Genomic DNA, 17427 nt, shown 5'->3' on the forward strand with positions numbered 1-17427 from the left:
CTATCGTTCTGCGCGGTTCCCTGGATTCGCCGGCTGATTGGCAGAGTACAACACCGGTCGAAATGAACTGGTGCCCCCACCGTTTTCGCTACCCCACAGTCCGCCGTATCCAATCATGGCCGCCATGATCTGGTCCTTTGTCACTCGACCCAACGGTTTGCCGTGTCCGTCGACGACGACGCTCTCGTGCCCGCCATGCTGGCACATCAGCTTTGCAGCCGCATTCAGGGTGGTGTCAGCTGAGAGAAGAGATTTCGGCAAAGCGCTCGCCGGATTTGACGGCGTCATGATCGCGTCAACTCGTATTATACGTCCTCTGTTGACGTCCTTTACAAACGAGGCCACGTAGTCATCTGCCGGCCGAAGAACGATGTCCTGGCTCGAACCTTGTTGAACCACCTCGCCGTTGCGAAGGATGGCAATCTGGTCTCCCAGTCTCAACGCCTCATCAAGATCGTGCGTGATGAACACGATCGTTTTTTTCACCTCCTGCTGAATATTCCGCAGCATCTCCTGCATGTCTGATCGAATGAGGGGATCGAGGGCAGAAAACGCCTCGTCCATCAGCAGGATTGGCGAGTCGCTTGCCAAAGCCCGAGCCAACCCGACACGTTGCTGCATGCCGCCCGAAAGCTGATTCGGATACCGGTTTTCAAATCCGTTCAACCCAACGCGTGAAATCCAGCGCATCGCCTTTTCACGATGCCTATAGCGATCGCCGCCTTGGATCTCCAGGCCGTACAGGGTGTTCTCCAGAACGTTGCGATGCGGAAGCAAAGCAAATTTTTGAAACACCATCGCCGTGGTGTTGCGACGAAAGGCCCGCAAAGCATGCTCATCCAATTTGAGAACGTCCTGGCCGCCAACGATGATCTGGCCAGCCGTCGGCTCAACCAGCCGGTTAATGTGCCGTATCAAGGTGGATTTCCCGGATCCCGAAAGGCCCATTATGACGTGGACCTGACCAGCAGCCATATTGATGCTAACGTCGTTCAGTCCGAGGACAAGCCCGTGGCGTTCGTTCAACTCAGCTTTCGTCATGCCTTTCGCCAATGCATTCAGGTGGTTATTGGCATTGGCTCCGAAGATCTTGAACAGATGTGAGATAACGATTCCGACTTGTTTTTCTTCACGATCAGGCATGCATCAACTCCAGGTGTCGCTGCAGCCGCTTGCCATAAGCTTGGCTGATACGGTCAAAAATGATGGCGATACCAACAATGGCTAGTCCATTGAACAAACCCAGCGTGAAATACTGATTGTTGATCGCTTTGAGGACCGGTTGACCCAAACCCTGCACCCCGATCATCGACGCAATGACGACCATGGCTAATGCCATCATGATGGTCTGATTGACGCCAGCCATGATGGTCGGCAGCGCCAGGGGAATCTGGACGTCTCGCAGCTTTTGCCAATTGGACGAACCGAAGGCATCGGCCGCCTCTAATACATCCTTGTCCACGAGGCGGATGCCCAGATTTGTCAGCCTGATCATGGGAGGGATCGCATAGATTACGACGGCAATCACACCAGGAACCTTGCCGATTCCCAGCAGCATCACCACCGGGATCAGATAAACGAAGCTTGGCATGGTTTGCATGACATCGAGTACCGGATTGATGACCCTCTGGATGCGCTCCGATCTCGACATCGCAATTCCAACCGGCGCACCGAGCACGATGGCTATGATCGTCGAGACAAGGATCATGGACACCGTCTTCATCGTATCGTCCCACATGTTCAGGAACCCGATTGCAACGAGGGTGACGACGGTTCCAGCCACGGTTGTCAAGTTTCGGGATGCAAGCCATGCCAGCCCAGCCGCCAGCGAAATGATCAGCGGCCAGGGCGTGTCGGTTAGAAAGTGCTCGCACTTGATCAGAAGGTACTGCAACGGCGCGAAAAGGCCCTCAATTGAATCGCCGTATGTTCGGGTGAAGGTTCGAAAAGCGTCATCCAGCCCCTTTTTGACAAGCCGCAAGGCCTCGTCATTGAGATGGGGAAAATTTGTCAGCCAATCCATGAGGAGTTCTCGGTCGGTCAGCCCAGTGAGGGCAATGGCGGTCGCAATGATGGCCGCTCTAAAGGCCACCACCGCGACACGTTGATTAAAGTGCCGCTTTGATTTTTCCGGCGACGCCGACCGGGACCCACTTGGCCCAGATATCCTCGCGTGTCTTGAGGAAATACTTTGCCGCATCGTCACCAGTGGCCTGGTTGTCGGTCATCCAGGTCAAGAGACCGTTCACCGTATCGTTGGACCACGACCGGGTTTGCAGGTACTCCATCACTGCGGGATCAGTACGATCCGAAAAGCCTTTCGTGACGATCGTCTTTACTCGATCTTGCGGCCAAACGTTTGGCTTTGGATCGGCACAGTCCGCCACTGTATTGCAACGCTTCCATTCAGCCTGATTGTAAGGAACCCCGAAGTCGAGCTTCACCATTTCATACTTTCCCAGAATCGACGTCGGAGCCCAATAGAATCCGAGCCAGCCTTGGTGGCGCTCATATGACTTTGCTATCGATCCATCCAAGCCGGCTGCCGATCCGGTGTCGATCAAGGTGAAGCCGGCTTTTTCAGCGCCGTAGGCTTTGAAGAGCTGCGTTGTAACAACCGTCGCGCCCCAGCCCTGAGGCCCATTGAAGACCGCCCCTTTCGATGAATCTTCAGGTGCTGGAAAGAGCTCCGGATGTTTGAGCGCATCCGCAATGGTTTTGATATCCGGGTGTGCTTCGGACACATACTTTGGAATCCACCACCCGTTGACGCCACCATCTTTGAGGGCCGCGCCAGTTTCAACAAGCTTGCCTAGCTTGATGCCGGTAGCGACAACATCTGGCAGCAGATCGACCCAGATCTCGGGAGCAACATCGGGCTTTCCCTTTTCGATCATGGAGGTGACCGTCGGCACGGTGTCCCCTTCGAGAATTTCCGCATCACATCCGAACCCAGCTTTAAGAATGAACTTGTCCAGGCTTGCCAGCACTTCAGCGCTCTGCCAATTCATGCTGGAGATTGTCAGCTCACCGCAGTTTGATGCAGCATTCGCAGGGAGTGACTCCAGTACAAGAATTGTCAGGCATGCCGCCGCCAGTGGGAGATTTTTCACGTCGTTTCCCCTTTCATTTGCCTATGTGTTACTGAGTAGCGCGCTTGATCGGAGCCGGTCTGTCCGGCGACCGTGATGACGGAACAGACACGCAACGCATCAAAGAGCGCAGCATGGATGTTCCTCGAAGAGACCGCGTCACCAATCCGGAACAACACGAAATCACCGGCCGGGTTCACCGTTCGGTATTCGGCTTTGCCGTCCAATAGAGACGCTACTTCTATTTGGCCGTTGTTGACTGAATGACTTTGAAGTTCGAAGTACAATTCAGCGTTTTCTTCCGTCCCGACTTCATAGAAGACATGATCGGCCTGGAATTTTTCTTCCAGGTCGGTGAGGACGTTTCGCACGGTGACGGTCAAACGGTTGCCGTCTGGGCTCAAGGCAACGATCTCACGGTCGGTGAGGAAGTTCACCCCGCGCTGATACAGGTTGCGCATGCCGACGCCGTAGTTCGTCGGCCCGAGATTATGAAGAGGTGTGCGATCCGGCGTTAAGAGAGTGACGCAAGCACCGGATTGGGTTGCTACCTCCGCCGCCACCAGCGAGTGATGGTCGCCTCGATCGTCGAAAATGATGACCTCTCCAACGGGAGGCTGTCCGGTGAACACGTCCCAAATCGGCCGGGCAAGATGCGCGCCGCCAATGTTCAGCGAGCGCGGCAGTGCGCCTGTCGCGATCACCACCAACACAGGTTTCTCACGCAGGATGTCCTCGGCTTCCGCCAGCATGTTGTAGCGAACATCAACGCCGAGATGCTCGAGTTCATTGACCAGCCAATCGATGATCCCGCGCATCTGGCGCCTGGTGGAACCTCCGGCCGCCATGTTAATCTGCCCACCCAGCTGGTTGGACGCTTCGAACAGGGTCACCCTGTAGCCCCGCTCGGCGAGAACACGGGACGCCTCCAGTCCTCCTGGGCCTCCACCAACAACGACCGCGCGCAAACCCGCTATTTCATGGCGGCGAAAGCGATGCGGGAAGAAGCGCTCGCGACCGGTCGCGGCATTCTGGCCGCATAAAGCGTCTTTGCCTTGATTAACCCGGTCTGCGCAGTAGTTCATTCCGACGCAGGTGCGGATACGATCTTCCTGCCCGGTTTGCAGCTTTGAGACCAGGTAGGGATCGGCGATGTGAGCCCTGGTCATTCCCACCATATCGACAATGCCGTCGCGCAGGGCATGGCGAGCAGTTGCGATATCGGCAATGCCTCCTGCATAGAATATGGGTAGTGAAACGGCCTCACGTATGTCTTTGGCAACTCCAAGGAAACGGGCTGCGGGAGTGCCCATAGGAGGCATCCATTGAGCCAAGCCCAGATCGTCGTATGGCGCTCCCGCAAGCACGTTGAGGAAGTCGACCAGGCCGCACTGCTCAAGCCGCTGGGCGATCTCGATGCAGTCCTCGCGGCTGAGCCCACCTTTGAGGAAATCGTTACCGGTGATCCTCAGTCCTATGATGAACTCGTCACCCACAGCATCGCGGACGCCGTTCAGGACGTCGAAGGTGAGTCGAAGCCGGTTCTCCAGGGAGCCGCCATAATCGTCCTGTCTGAAATTGATCAGAGGGGATAGGAATTGTCCCAGCAAGTGCGAGTGCGACAGGATTTCGATTCCGTCAAAACCGCCCTTTTTGCATCGTACAGCCGCGGCCGCAAAGTCCTTGGTGACGCGTACTATGTCAGCCCTTTCCATACTCTTTGGATAGGCTCGGTGCGCCCGTTCTCGCGTGTTAGATGGTCCTATTACTGGCAGCCATTCCCCTACGTCGCTGGATGTACGCCTCCCCATATGTGTCAGCTGACACATAATCGCGGCGCCATGGGAATGAACGCCCCCGGTAAGCAGTTCAAACCAGGGCAGGATGCTGTCATCGCCGGCATAAAGTTGCCCAAACGCGGACGGGCTGTCCGACGAAACGTTGGTCGATCCCCCCACCACCGTTAGAGCAAGCCCTCCCTTGGCCTTCTCCTCATGATAGAGCCGGTAGCGCTCCGTAGGCCAACCGTTCTCTACATAAGCCGGCGCATGAGCGGTGCTCATAATCCTGTTTCGAAGTTTGCAGAGACCTGAGCTGGAATGAATCGAGCAACGGGTCCTTTTGTCGATGGCTATCGTGAGATGGCACTCTTGGCTTCCTCAGCGTATTATGGCTGGGACTATGATTACGGGGTGCTTTTCGGATAGTCAGCGTAAGATCGATCACGCCTGAGGTAAATCAGATTGACGTCTCGTCCGCCTTTGAGATTGCCGCCACTACACAGTCTGGTCGCGTTCGAAGCGGCGGGAAGCCACATGAATTTTACCGCTGCGGCTCATGAGTTGAATGTCACCAGGGAAGCGGTAAGCATGCAGGTCAGGCTCCTGGAATCCAGGCTTGGCGCCAAATTGTTCGAGCGGGGGCAACGAGGCGTGGCACTTACAGAATATGGGCGCCAATTTCACAATACAGTTTCAGAAAGCTTATGGCTGATCTCAAGGGAGTTTAACGAGAAAGTCGCTGACATTCCGGCAAATGTAACAGTTAGTACAACCGTTGCATTTGGAAGTTGCTGGCTGATGCCGAGGTTGGCTGATTTTCGAATTCGCAATCCCGGGATCAATATAAAACTGGTTGAAACCGATGAATGCTTGGATATGAGCAAATTCGGGATAGACATTTCGATTAGATATGGTCGCGGTGACTGGAATAAATTGAAGTCCGAGAAAGTGTTTAGTGAGGAATTTTTTCCGATTTGCAGTCCAGGATATGTAAATTCTGTCGGCGCCGAAAACCTCCGCAAGTTCCAAAACGTGACACTGCTGCATCTAGATGGGCGGGCTCACGAATGGGAGAATTGGGACAAGTGGCTTGAATTCGCGAAGCTAACTTCTTTACGCCCTCAGCAAGGAATCTGGTTTCAAAATTACGACAATCTGCTGCGGGCCACCCTCGAAGGGCAAGGGTTGGCGTTGGGATGGACACGCCTTGTTGAGGAGAAGCTGTCAAATGGGAGTCTCGTACGCCCTTTTGACCTCGCCTTCACGACTGGTAATGGCTACTACATTGTTGAAGCTCCAGCGAATGCTCCAAATCGTGCCAGCAAGATCTTTAGGAACTGGATACGCGACAAAATGCGCATCTAGTCCCGTCGCCGTCGGGCGCTTATGGAAACCATGCAAGGATTTTTTCGTATGTAACAGCGCCGTTACCCGCTGAAGGCCGCACACAGTAGTGTTCTTGTACATCGCGGATTTATACTGATTCGTAACTGGCCAGCTTTCCAGTTGAGTTCATGGACGACGCGCCCTCACTGGGATGGCCGATCCCATGCCGGCTCAAGGCGCGGGCAAGGACGTTACGGGACGATCTCCAGGGAACTCGTTGCGACCCGCTTGGCATCGAAAACGATTTTGATTCTAATGGCTTGAGCCGGCAATTGGCTGCCCGCAAGCGCACCATTTCCCCTCCTTTTCGTCGTCTACCCCTTCGCATCTGGTGCAAAGGATTGCGGCGCCGGCCTGGCAGATCTGCCATTGTCGAGACCCCGGTTTGGTGTGAAACTCATGGCCTCAGCATGGGAGGTCAAAAAATGCCCAACAATTTCAAGACCGGAGACGTGGTCAAGCTGAAATCCGGAGGCCCCAGAATGACGGTCAGCGATGGCGCAGCCTCGGGCATGTATCTGTGCCACTGGTTCAATCGCGAGGGCGAGGTGTGGACCCCGCAGCATGCCGGGTTCAAGCCCGAACAACTGATTGCGGCCGACCAGTCGGACTAGAGCTCCTTCCATCCCGATCGACGGGATGCGCACCCGAGCACGAATGGATCAGCACGCGCGACCGACGGATTTTCCGGGTCGCGGCGTTTAACGGTTGAAGCGCGATGACGGCACAAGCCGTCTGCATCGCGCCAAGCTGGAGACGCACAACATGATCAGCCGTTCGATATTAGTCGTTGCCTTGAGTTTGCAGACGGTTGCGGCTCTTGCCCAGGCAACGACCCCGCCTGCACCGCAGACCGGCGCGCCACTTGCCGCGCCAGGCGCGTCGGGGACCAGGTCCGACATCACGCTGGCCAAATTCCAGAAGCGGCGCGAAAAGGCGATCATGGCGGCCGACACGGATGGCGACGGCAAGATCAGCCTGCTGGAATGGGAGGCCTTTCAGGCGAAGCGCAACGTCAAGGGCGACGCCGCCAGATCCTTCGCTCGGATCGATTCCAACCATGACGGCTTCATCGATCGCGCCGAACTCGATGCCTTCTTCGCCAAGCGCTTCGCCCGGCTGGACAAGAATGCCGATGGCATTCTGACAGCCGACGAACTGCCGGGCCACAAAACCGCTCCCAAGCAAGAGCAATGACCAAGAGGCAATGACGCGCGATGAACATCGGGAGTGCGCCGACTGATGGCTGCGGATCCGGACGAGGAGCTGGTTCGCCGTGTCGGCGCCGGCGAGCCGGCAGCCGTGCAAACGCTCGTCGCGCGCAAGCTGCCGCGTATCCTGGCGCTTGCCGTGCGCATGCTCGGCGATGCGGCGGAGGCCGAGGATGTCGCGCAGGAAACCTTCGTGCGGATCTGGCGCCATGCCGCGAGCTGGCGGCGCGGCAATGCGCGCTTCGACAGCTGGATCCACCGGGTGACGCTCAACCTTTGCTACGACCGGCTGCGTCGCAGGCGCGAGTGGGTGACCGGCGACCTGCCGGACGTCGCCGATCCTGCGCCGCTTCCCGATGCTCATTCCGAGGAAGAAGCCCATCGGGTCGAACGGGCGCTGCAAGCCATAGCGCCGCGCCAGCGCGAAGCGATCGTTCTGGTCTACTATCAGGAGATGTCCAATATCGAGGCGGCAGCGACACTGCAGATCAGCGTCGATGCCCTGGAAAGCCTGCTCGCGCGCGGCCGGCGGTCGCTGCAAGCGATCCTGGCGGAGGATGGCGCCGATGAGTAAACGCCGGGCAAGCAGCAACGCAGCACGGCCATTGCGCCTTGCTGGTGCCGCCTGGCGCTCGGCGCCGACGGGCAAGGGGGAGACACATGGCTGAAGGGTCCAGGAACGAACCCGCAATGGATGCCAGGCGCTTTGCCGCCTTGGCGCAGGCCTATGGCGGCGACTTGCGGCGATGGCCCGAGGCCGAGCGAATGGCCGGCACGGTCTTTGCCGCAAGCGACGCGGGCGAGGCCATCTTGAGGCAGGCCGGGACACTTGACGCGCTGCTCGACAGCTACCGCGTCGACGCCCCGGACAAGGCACTGCACAGCAGCATTCTGCAGGCTGCCGGCCGGCACCTCGTCCAGCGCCGGCGTCAGTGGTTCTGGTGGCTGGGACTTGGACTTGCCGGCATTGGTCTGGCCGGTGCCGTGGCAGGACTGGCCCTGGTGACCATCGTCACGCCGGAGGTCCAGCCGGACCACTATGTGCTGGATACCGATGTAACGGCGTTTGGCGATCCCGGCCCGGATGCCGAGAACGGTGAGGAAAACCTATGAGCCCGCGCTGGATCCGTGGTCTGGTCATTACTTCCGTGGTGCTGAACGTCTTTCTTGCGGGCGCATTCGTCGGCGGCGCGGTCTGGCTGAGAAATGCCAAAGCGGGCGCGGCTGTCTCGCTGGAATCGGCTGGCCGACAGCTTGCCAACCAGGACCGCAAGGCGTTCCGCGAGGCGCTGCGCCAGGCTCGCGTGCAGTCCAGTCAGATCATTCTCGATGGCCAGCAGGCGAGGCAGGAGGCAGCGGACCTGTTGCAGCAGCCTGTCATGGACAAGGCCGCCTTGTCCGCCGCCCTGGAACGGGCACGCAATGCCGATGTGACGGTGCGCACCCGGCTTGAACAGGCCATTGTCGACTTCGCGGCGAGCACATCGCCTGAAAACCGGAGCGTGCTGGCACAGGCGTTGCTGCGCCATATGGAACGCCGCGCCACCGTTGCGCCAAAAAAATCGCCATGACGACCGACGGAAAAGGCCGGAGACGCCGTTTAACGATGCGAAGGGACAAGCCTGCCCTGTGCACCATACGGGACGGCCATCTTCATCGTCGAAAGCACTCGGAGTCCAATTATGAGTCGCCTGAAAAACTATGCAGCAACCGCTATCCTGGCCATCGGTGGAACTGTCGCGACAGCCTCCGCGTCCAGCGCAATGCCCATCGTGTCCGTTGCCAAGCCAGCCACCCCGGCACTGGTCGAGCATGTCCGCTGGGGCTGCGGCATCGGCTGGCACCCTAACAGATGGGGCCGCTGCGTGCCGAACGGCGTCGTCGTCGTGCGCCCGCGCTACCACTACTGGCACGGTCCGGCCTACGTCTGGCATCCGCATCATCACTGGCGCCACTGGCACCATTACTGATCAAAGCACCGCGGGGCCAGGCACCTTTCGGGGCGGCCCCGCGCGAGCGCTGGCGCGCACCGGACAATCCCGACCAGCCGAGTTAAGGTTAAATCCACTATACATTTGTTCTTAGCCCGCAAATAATCGAAGAATTTCCCGAAACTATGCTCAGGCATCTTCATGGGAAAATCTGTGGTTCAGCTTCAAGGTCTTGGACGGGTGCTCTGCCATCCGCTGACGCTGGCCGTGGTCAGCCTTGCAGGCGTCTTCGCCGCCGGACGGGCCGAGCACGAATGGCTGTCGGTGCCGTTCTCGCTGGCGCTGGTGGCAGCCCTTGCCGGACTTCTGTTCCTGGCTTCGGGGCGCCTTGCCTTTTCCGTCTACCTCGCCTGGATGGGCATTGCCTTCGTCACCGTGGTTTCGGCGATCAAGTTCCGGCTGAAAGGATTTTCGCTGCACTTCTACGACACGGTCTTCGTGTCGAGGGACCCGGAAGTGTATCGTTTCCTGCTCGGCTCCTACCTCCATCTGATCGCGCCGGTCGTCATTGCCCTAGGGCTCGGCATCGGGGCGGCGGTGCTTCTGTTCCGGATCGATCGGAAAATTGGCTGGCCGGTGTCGGCACGCGTCCTGGTGATGGCGGCGCTCGTCGTTCTGGTGCCGCTGACCTTTCCGGCCGAGGCCTCGAAGGACCGCTATTTCTACTACATGCAGGGCCGGCACATGTCGGCCTTCTTCGTCTCGCTGCTGGATTTGCACAACCTCGTTGTAGAATCGGGCTTCGAAAAGCGGCTGCAAGCCGTGGCGCCGCAGCCGCCTTTTGCCGACACGGTCGATTGCGGCGACCGGGCTGATCTTCCCGACGTCTTTTTCGTGCTCAGCGAAAGCCAGTCCGATCCCGGCTATTTTCCGCAGGTCGGCAACGGCGCGGGATTCCTGCAGAGATTCGCACCGGGGGCCGGCACGCCGCACCAGATGCAGGTCGAGACGTTTGGCGGCGGCACCTGGATCACCAATCTGTCGCTGATGACCGGCCTGTCGGCCACCGATTTCGGCTGGCGAAGCCCCTATCTGACCATCACCCTGCAGGACAAGGTCGCCGGAGCCTTGCCGGAGGTGCTGGCGCGCTGCGGATATCGGACTGTCGTGATGACGCCGATGGACTTTTCGTTCGTCAATGAAGGGCCGTTCCTGAAATCGATCGGTTTCGAGACCGTGCTCGACATCAAGGACATCGCCGCGCCCTTCTATCACCTGCGCGACAACTTTTATTACCAGGCGGCCGAGGCATTCATCGCCAGGCACCATAGGGAAGACGGCCGGCCGCTGTTCCTCGAAATCCAGACCATGTTTCCGCACTCACCCTATGAGGGGCGGATGGAGCCCGGGCTGAAGGTCGAGGGCGAGCCTTTCTCGGGCGATTTCCAGGCCAATGAGTATCTGCGCCGGATGGCGGTAGCGCGCGGCGATTTCCAGGATTTCCTCGACAAGAGGCAAGCGGATGCCGGTGAACGCGGCGCCGTGGTGCTCGAATTCGGCGATCACCAGTCGTCGGCGACCAAGCCGTTCGTCGAGGCGATCGCCGGGGACGACGCCTTGGCGACCCCTGGCTCGCTTGCCTATCGCACTTTCTACACGCTCACCACCTTCAACCATCCTTTGCGCCATCCGATGCCTGACCTGGCGCCGCTCGACATCGGCTTCCTCAGCGCAAGCCTGCTCGACGCCGCCGGCCTGCCGATGTCGCCTGTCATGGCCGATCTCGTGCGCCTGCGCGACCATTGCGGCGGCCGGTTCCATGGTTGCCAGGATCGGGCCGAAGTGGACGCACATCTGCGCCGGCGCGTCGATTCAGGCCTGCTGCATCTGTTCCCGGAAGCGGCGCCGCTGCATGGGCTGGCGCCGCTCCAATCGGTAGATGCTCGCTAGTTATCTCAGCCGATTTTATCTGGCCCCAGCGTCGCCACGGTCTTCAGCGCACCGTCGAGCATGTCGCCCTTCTCGTCCTTCAGCGCCATCTCGCGCAGGCGGCGGATCCAGTCGGCGGCGTCGGTGCGGCCCTTGACCATGTCGAGCGCGGACAGCACCCGGTCGAATTTCGACTGCGCCCGGACATGGGTGTCGCTGTAGCCCTTGATCAGCCGGCGGCAATTGAGGATTTCGACGGCCAGTGCGTAATCCTGGGGCACATGGTCGAGCGCCAGCGCGTACCAGCGATCGAGATGCGCGATCTCAACCTTGTGGCGCAGCAGGCTGCGGCGCCAGCGGCGCAGGCCGCCGATGAACCAGAGTGCTGCAAAGCCGGCAAAACTGTCGGTGCGGATGCGGCGGCCATGGTTGATGCGGCGGTCGAGAAAGGCGGCGAGCTTCGGCCGGTCCTCGATGTAGCTGCCCAGACCCGCCGGCAGCGTGCCGCAGAACTCCTCGATGCGCGGATGGAAATATTCGGTGACCTGCAGGATCGAGCCATCCTTGACGCCGACCTCGCGGCGCACGCGTTTGTCGCGCGTCGAACGTGTCTTGAGATCGGCGACGCGGATCATGTCGTCGTAGCACAGCGCGTTGGCCAGATGCTTGGCGGCAGCGATGGACAAGCCATAGCCCTGAATCGGCCCGTCCAGCGCGACGGCCTTGTCCAACCGGTCGAGATAGTCGCGCCCATAGGCGATGTCCTGATAGTCGACGACCTTTCTCAAGCCCCGAAGCGCCATGTCGCGCACGGCCACCGGCAACAGATCGATGCGGGCAGCCAAGGCCTGCCAGCCTTGCAGCAGGTTTTGCGGGCCACTCACCTGTCCTGCGCCCAGGGCAGATTCGACGATCGCTGGCTCGGCCGGCCTAGGCGCCGGTGCTGCCGTGCCGCGCGCACGATCAAACGCGGCCCCGAAGGCGGCGAGGCTGGCCTTGACGCCCCGGCCGCCGGCACCGATCGCCTGTTCGTAGCTCTCGCGCGTGAACGGCAGGGCGTCGGACCCCGCCAGCGCGCCAAGCAGGCTGGCCGAGATCATCGAGCCATTGTCGGCGGCGATCTTTTCCATGTCGAAAGCGATGAAGCGCTTCGATGCGGCTTCCGCCGTTGCATGCACCTTGGAGGACGAAGCCCGGCCGTCGCCCGGTTCGATCTTTTCCGACACGGCGGCGATGCGGTGCGACGAGGCGATCAGCGTGGTGCGCTCGGGCGTGACGAAGCCGCGAATGATGGCACGGCCGGCTTCCATCAATTCGGCGGCGATCAGGATGTCGACGTCGCCCTGCGAGGGCGACAGAGCGAAGACCGGCAGCCGGCCGGTGTCGCGGGCCATCTCGACATAATAGATGGTGGCGCCGGTACGCTGGGCGACGCCGGCGACCGAGGTCGACTGCGCGACATAGCCGTTGCGCTCGGCGACGTCGGTAATCCAATCGGCGAGCACGCCGCCGCCCTGGCCGCCGACCGCCAGCACGGCGAGCTTGATGACACGCTCACCATCCTGAGCGCCGGCGTGGGCGCGAAGTGGGGGGACGGCGTCAAGCATCGGCGAAAGTCAGGCGCCGGCTTTCGCGGCGACGCTGCAACAGGCTGATGGTGGCGCGGCGCGCGGCTTCCAGGAAGCGATCCCAGCGGCTTGGATTGTGGACGACGTCGGCGCGATAGAAGGACGGGCAGAGCACCGCCGCATCGGCGACCTCGCCGCAATTGCCGCAGCCGACGCAACTCTGGTCGATATGCGCGACCGGATCGTCGCGCAAAGGATCGTCGAGCGACTTGACCGACAGCGATGGGCAGCCGGACAGCCGCATGCAGGCATGGTCACCGGTGCAGATGTCCTCATCGACGCCGAACTTCGGTTTCACGACACGGGTCCCGCCCTTGATCGCCTTGTCGACCAGCGGCTTTTCGCGGCGCTGGCGGTTGAGCATGCATTCGGACGAGGCGACGATGACTTTCGGCCCCTTCTCCTCCGTCGTCAGCGCCTCGCGCAGCGTGTCCTGCATCTTGGTCACGTCATAGGTGCGGTCGACATGGCGCAGCCATTTGACGCCCATGCCTTTGACCGCCTCGGTGATCGGATGCTTCGTCGACTTGGTCTTGTTGCCGGCGCGGGACGAGAGGATGTCCTGGCCGCCGGTGGCGGCCGAGTAAAAATTATCGACGATGACGATGACGCCGTCGTTCTTGTTGAACACCGCGTTGCCAATTGAGGAGGTCAGGCCGTTGTGCCAGAAGCCGCCGTCGCCGACGAAGGAGATGGACCGCCGCTTGGCATCAGGCGAATTGAAGGCCGAGGCGGAGGCCGGGCCCAGCCCGTAGCCCATGGTGGTGGCGCCGAGCTCGAAAGGCGGCATGATCGAGAACAGATGGCAGCCGATGTCGGAGGCGATGTGATGCTTGCCTAGCTCCTGCTCGACCAGTTTTGTCGCGGCAAAGATCGGCCGTTCCGGGCAGCCGATGCAGAAGCCCGGCGGACGGCCCGGCACGACATTGATGAGGTCGGCTGCATCAACGCCGTCGCCGACCTTGTTGGGCGCGCGCACCTCGCCCGGCAGCAGATGCGGCGCCTCGGCGCGCAGGAAGGCGCCGATGCCGTCGAGCATGACCTGGCCGGTATATTCGCCGGCCATCGGCAGATGCTCCTTGCCAACCAGCCTGGTGCCTCGACCGGCCTTGTGCAGCATCGAAGCAAAGGCCTGTTCGATGTAGTTGGGCTGGCCTTCCTCGACGACCAGCACCGACTGCTTGCCCTCGCAGAACGACAGGAACTCGTCATCGATCAAGGGATAGACGGCATTGAGCACATAGAGCGGCACGTCGGTGTCGCCATAAATGTCGGCAAGGCCGAGCCGCTGCAGCGCGCGGATGACCGAATTGTACATGCCGCCCTGCATGACGATGCCGACCGAGCCATGGTCCGAGCCGAAGAACTCGTTGATCTTGTTCTTGGCGATGAAGTCGACCGCCGCCGGCCAGCGTTTCTGCACCTTCTCCTTCTCATGCAGGAAGGAGGCGGGCGGCAGCACGATGCGGCCGGTGTCGCGGCGCGGCGCGTCGAGGGCATCGGCGACCGTCATCGGCGGCCGCTTGTTGTCCTTGGCGATGAAATGGCCATGCACGTGGCAGCAGCGGATGCGCACCTGCAGCATGACCGGCGTGTTGGAAATCTCCGACAGCTCGAAACCATCCTCCACCGCCTTGACGATCGATGGCAGGTTCGGTCGCGGGTCGAGCAGCCACACCTGGCTTTTCATGGCGAAGGCATGGCTGCGCTCCTGCATGATCGAGGAGCCCTCGCCATAGTCTTCGCCGACGATGATCAACGCGCCGCCGGTGACGCCGCCGGAGGCGAGATTGGCGAGCGCGTCGGAGGCAACATTGGTGCCGACGGTCGACTTGAAGGTCGCCGCACCGCGAATGGGATAATGCACTGACGCCGCCAGCATGGCGGTGGCAGTGGCTTCCGAGGCGCTGGCTTCGAAATGCACGCCGAGCTCGCCCAGAATGTCCTGCGCGTCGGCCAGCACGTCCATCAGGTGGCTGATCGGCGCGCCCTGATAGCCGCCGACATAGCCGACGCCGCATTGCAGCAGCGCCTTGGTGATGGCGAGAATGCCTTCGCCGGCAAACTCCTCGCCGGCACCGAGCCTGAGTTTTTCGACTTCCCTGGCAAAAGACCGTTCGGCCATTCTTTTCTCCCTTCCGTTACCGCCAGCGCTGGCGGCGCGTAGGTCTAGATGTCGTGCTTGCGAATGTTCTTCAGCATCTTCAAAAGCGTAGCGATGAGTGCGGAATATTCGGCATCGTCGATGTCGTCGAACATCGCTTCGAACGCGTCGTGCATGGCCGGCCAGGCGCGGGTGAACTCGGCGCGGCCCTCGTCGGTCAGGAACACATGGCGGATTCGGCTGTCGGTGACACCCTGCTCGCGTCGCACCAGACCCTGGCCCTCCAGCGTATCGAGGGTCCGGCTCAAGGTTGATTGCTCGATGACCGTATAGACCGAGAGGTCGTTGACGGTGATACCGTCGGTGACCGACAGCACGGCGAGCGTGCGGACCTGCGGGATGGTCAGGCCCTGCTTGCGGAAATCGTCGCGCAAGGTGGCGTTGTAGCGGCCCATGATGCGGTTCATCAGATAGGGCGCGAATTGCTGCAGCCCGATCTGCCCCAGGGTCGAAATGCGCTGGCGCTTTTCCGCGACCTTCTCTTCCATCACAGCCTCCCCGCCAGGAGAAATCCGGAACCGCCGCCTAGACCCGCACCCGGGTGGGTCGAGGCGCCGATATGGTAGAGACCCTTGATGCCGGTCTGATGGTTGCGGCTGGTCTTGAACGGCCGCCACAGGAAAGACTGGTCGATGGTCGAGGAACCGCCATAGGGGTCACCGCCGACCAGGTTGATGTTCATCGCCTCCAGATCGGCCGGCGAATAGGCGCGGCGCGCGATGACGCTGTCCTTGAAGCCTTCGATATGGCTGGCGAGGATCGCCTCAATGCGGTCGGCATAGGCTTCGCGCAGCACATCGGTCCATTGCCCGTCTGCCGGCGCCTGCAGCTTGCCGGCCGCGTCGCCCTTGATGTGGCGAGGCGCCTCTGGCAGTTGCAGCCACAGGATCGCCTTGCCTTCAGGGCAGCGCGATGGGTCAAGCGCATGCGGCTGGCCGACACAGATGGTCGGCACCTCCGGCAGCATGCCGCGCGCCGCCTCGTTGCAAGCTTTCGAGACGCCATCCAGGCCGGGCGTGAGGTGCAGCAACGCCACCTTATCCAAGCCTTCGCCCGACCATGCGGGCGGTTTGTCCAAGGCGTAGTGGATCTGGAAATTGCCTTTGCCGTAGCGGTACTTTTGCGTCGCCTCGACATCGGCTTTGGGTGCATCCGTGCCAAGCAGCCTGCCATAGAGCTGCGTTGGCGTAACCGAGCAGATGACGCTCTTGTCGGCATTGATTGTCTCGCCCGAGGCCAGCCGCACGCCGGTTGCCCGGCCATTGTTTTGAACGATCGAAGCGACATCGGCGCCGGTGCGGACATCGCCGCCGCGTTCTCGGATCAAAGCCTCGAAGGCCGCCAGCAGGTTTTTTGCCCCACCCTTGACGATCGGTGCTCCGGCCGCCTCAAGTGCGAAGGCGATCACCTTGGCGATTTGGCCGGAGAAGGCGTCCTCGGGTCCAAGCCCGGCATGCAGTACCCAGGGTGCCCACAGCGCGCGGATGGTTTCGGACCGGTAGGTGTTTTCGAGCCAGCCGCGCGCCGGCACCAGAGCTTCGCCGAGGAAGGCGGCAAGGCCGCGCGGGCCACGCCGCCAGCCATCACCGGCAAGCAGCTTCGCTGTCGGGTAGGACCACAGGCTGCCGCCGAGCAAGCCAAACAGCAGGCCGGCATTGCGTTCGATGCCGCCGACATCATCCGCGTGCCGGTCACCGTCGCCTGCCGCGATTGCGTTGAGGACGGCGATGTTGGCGGCACGGTCGGTGCTGAGCACGGCATGGCTGCCATCCGGCCGCAGCACGCCCGTCGGCGTGCCCGTGTGGCAGAACTCCAGCCCGTGGCGCGCGAGATCGGCGCCCAGTGCCGCAAAGGCCGGCGAGGTGATGAACAGCACGAAGGTCGTCGCCATCACATCATGGATGAAGCCGGGCGCGGTGATCTCCTCGGTGCGCAAGCAACCGCCAATGCGGTCGTTGCGATCGAGGACGAGCACACGCGCCCCTTTGCCGCCGAGCATCGCCGCGCAGACCAGCGCGTTGATGCCGCTGCCGACGATGATGTGATCGGGGGCGGTCATTGGCGGTTGCTCTTTGCTTGCGGGCAGTGGAGTTCAATCGCGTGGAATTGCGCTCTGCGGCGCCCCCCTCTGGCCTGCCGGCAATCTCCCCCTCTTGGGGGGAGATTGGCAGCTTCGGCGCCCCACTCAATCCTGCAACGTCGCAGATTGGCGAAAACCATTGTGAAGGCCAATCTCCCCCCTTGAGGGGGAGATGTCCGGCAGGACAGAGGGGCGCGCCGTAGGGCGCTAGCGCTACAAGCCTGC

At 61.0% G+C, this 17427-nt stretch carries 16 protein-coding genes; 8 read left to right on the plus strand and 8 right to left on the minus strand.

Features of this window, described 5'->3' with window-relative positions; genetic code table 11:
- From MESCI_RS00400 to MESCI_RS00415, 4 genes are all read right to left on the minus strand, one after another.
- The gene (locus MESCI_RS00400; protein ID WP_013527952.1) at positions 1 to 1143 is read right to left on the minus strand and encodes a quaternary amine ABC transporter ATP-binding protein; all 1143 of its coding nucleotides are present in this window, start codon (positions 1141 to 1143) and stop codon (positions 1 to 3) included.
- Positions 1136 to 2023: an ABC transporter permease gene (locus MESCI_RS00405; RefSeq protein WP_013527953.1), complete on the minus strand. Its 888-nt coding sequence runs from the start codon at positions 2021 to 2023 to the stop codon at positions 1136 to 1138. Before MESCI_RS00405 ends, MESCI_RS00400 begins: the two co-directional genes overlap by 8 nt.
- A gap of 85 nt (positions 2024 to 2108) precedes the next feature.
- Complete coding sequence (locus tag MESCI_RS00410) at positions 2109 to 3113, minus strand: ABC transporter substrate-binding protein (RefSeq protein WP_013527954.1); 1005 nt, start codon at positions 3111 to 3113, stop codon at positions 2109 to 2111.
- Positions 3110 to 5227 (minus strand): oxidoreductase, encoded by a 2118-nt coding sequence (locus tag MESCI_RS00415; RefSeq protein WP_338048525.1) that lies wholly within the window; start codon positions 5225 to 5227, stop codon positions 3110 to 3112. Before MESCI_RS00415 ends, MESCI_RS00410 begins: the two co-directional genes overlap by 4 nt.
- A 132-nt stretch (positions 5228 to 5359) precedes the next feature.
- On the opposite strand from MESCI_RS00415, the gene MESCI_RS00420 reads away from it, so the two are divergent.
- From MESCI_RS00420 to MESCI_RS00455, 8 genes are all read left to right on the plus strand, one after another.
- Positions 5360 to 6238 (plus strand): LysR substrate-binding domain-containing protein, encoded by an 879-nt coding sequence (locus MESCI_RS00420; RefSeq protein ID WP_276325700.1) that lies wholly within the window; start codon positions 5360 to 5362, stop codon positions 6236 to 6238.
- Positions 6239 to 6684: 446 nt separating this feature from the next.
- A complete protein-coding gene (locus MESCI_RS00425; protein ID WP_013527958.1) occupies positions 6685 to 6873 on the plus strand; it encodes a YodC family protein in 189 nt (62 codons plus the stop codon).
- Positions 6874 to 7024: 151 nt separating this feature from the next.
- Complete coding sequence (locus tag MESCI_RS00430) at positions 7025 to 7456, plus strand: EF-hand domain-containing protein (RefSeq protein WP_013527959.1); 432 nt, start codon at positions 7025 to 7027, stop codon at positions 7454 to 7456.
- Positions 7457 to 7501: 45 nt separating this feature from the next.
- Complete coding sequence (locus tag MESCI_RS00435; RefSeq protein ID WP_013527960.1) at positions 7502 to 8044, plus strand: RNA polymerase sigma factor; 543 nt, start codon at positions 7502 to 7504, stop codon at positions 8042 to 8044.
- Between the two features lie 86 nt (positions 8045 to 8130).
- On the plus strand, positions 8131 to 8583 hold the full coding sequence (locus MESCI_RS00440; protein WP_013527961.1) for a hypothetical protein: 453 nt from the start codon (positions 8131 to 8133) through the stop codon (positions 8581 to 8583).
- A complete protein-coding gene (locus MESCI_RS00445; protein WP_013527962.1) occupies positions 8580 to 9041 on the plus strand; it encodes a periplasmic heavy metal sensor in 462 nt (153 codons plus the stop codon). The genes MESCI_RS00440 and MESCI_RS00445 overlap by 4 nt, the downstream gene beginning before the upstream one ends.
- Before the next feature lie 111 nt (positions 9042 to 9152).
- Complete coding sequence (locus tag MESCI_RS00450; RefSeq protein ID WP_013527963.1) at positions 9153 to 9440, plus strand: GCG_CRPN prefix-to-repeats domain-containing protein; 288 nt, start codon at positions 9153 to 9155, stop codon at positions 9438 to 9440.
- Between the two features lie 174 nt (positions 9441 to 9614).
- On the plus strand, positions 9615 to 11351 hold the full coding sequence (locus MESCI_RS00455; protein ID WP_245268581.1) for a sulfatase-like hydrolase/transferase: 1737 nt from the start codon (positions 9615 to 9617) through the stop codon (positions 11349 to 11351).
- Between the two features lie 5 nt (positions 11352 to 11356).
- Here the strand turns inward: MESCI_RS00455 and MESCI_RS00460 are convergent, their stop codons facing one another.
- From MESCI_RS00460 to MESCI_RS00475, 4 genes are read right to left on the minus strand one after another with little or no spacing between them, the layout of a single operon-like run.
- Positions 11357 to 12937 (minus strand): indolepyruvate oxidoreductase subunit beta family protein, encoded by a 1581-nt coding sequence (locus MESCI_RS00460; protein ID WP_013527965.1) that lies wholly within the window; start codon positions 12935 to 12937, stop codon positions 11357 to 11359.
- Positions 12930 to 15083, minus strand: coding sequence for a thiamine pyrophosphate-dependent enzyme (locus MESCI_RS00465; protein WP_013527966.1), 2154 nt, complete (start codon positions 15081 to 15083; stop codon positions 12930 to 12932). Before MESCI_RS00465 ends, MESCI_RS00460 begins: the two co-directional genes overlap by 8 nt.
- Before the next feature lie 44 nt (positions 15084 to 15127).
- Complete coding sequence (locus MESCI_RS00470; RefSeq protein WP_013527967.1) at positions 15128 to 15610, minus strand: MarR family winged helix-turn-helix transcriptional regulator; 483 nt, start codon at positions 15608 to 15610, stop codon at positions 15128 to 15130.
- On the minus strand, positions 15610 to 17181 hold the full coding sequence (locus MESCI_RS00475; protein WP_013527968.1) for a phytoene desaturase family protein: 1572 nt from the start codon (positions 17179 to 17181) through the stop codon (positions 15610 to 15612). The genes MESCI_RS00470 and MESCI_RS00475 overlap by 1 nt, the downstream gene beginning before the upstream one ends.
- Positions 17182 to 17427 lie beyond the last annotated feature (246 nt).

Origin of the sequence: Mesorhizobium ciceri biovar biserrulae WSM1271, assembly GCF_000185905.1 — a bacterium.
In the GTDB taxonomy this organism is placed as follows: Bacteria; Pseudomonadota; Alphaproteobacteria; order Rhizobiales; family Rhizobiaceae; genus Mesorhizobium; species Mesorhizobium ciceri.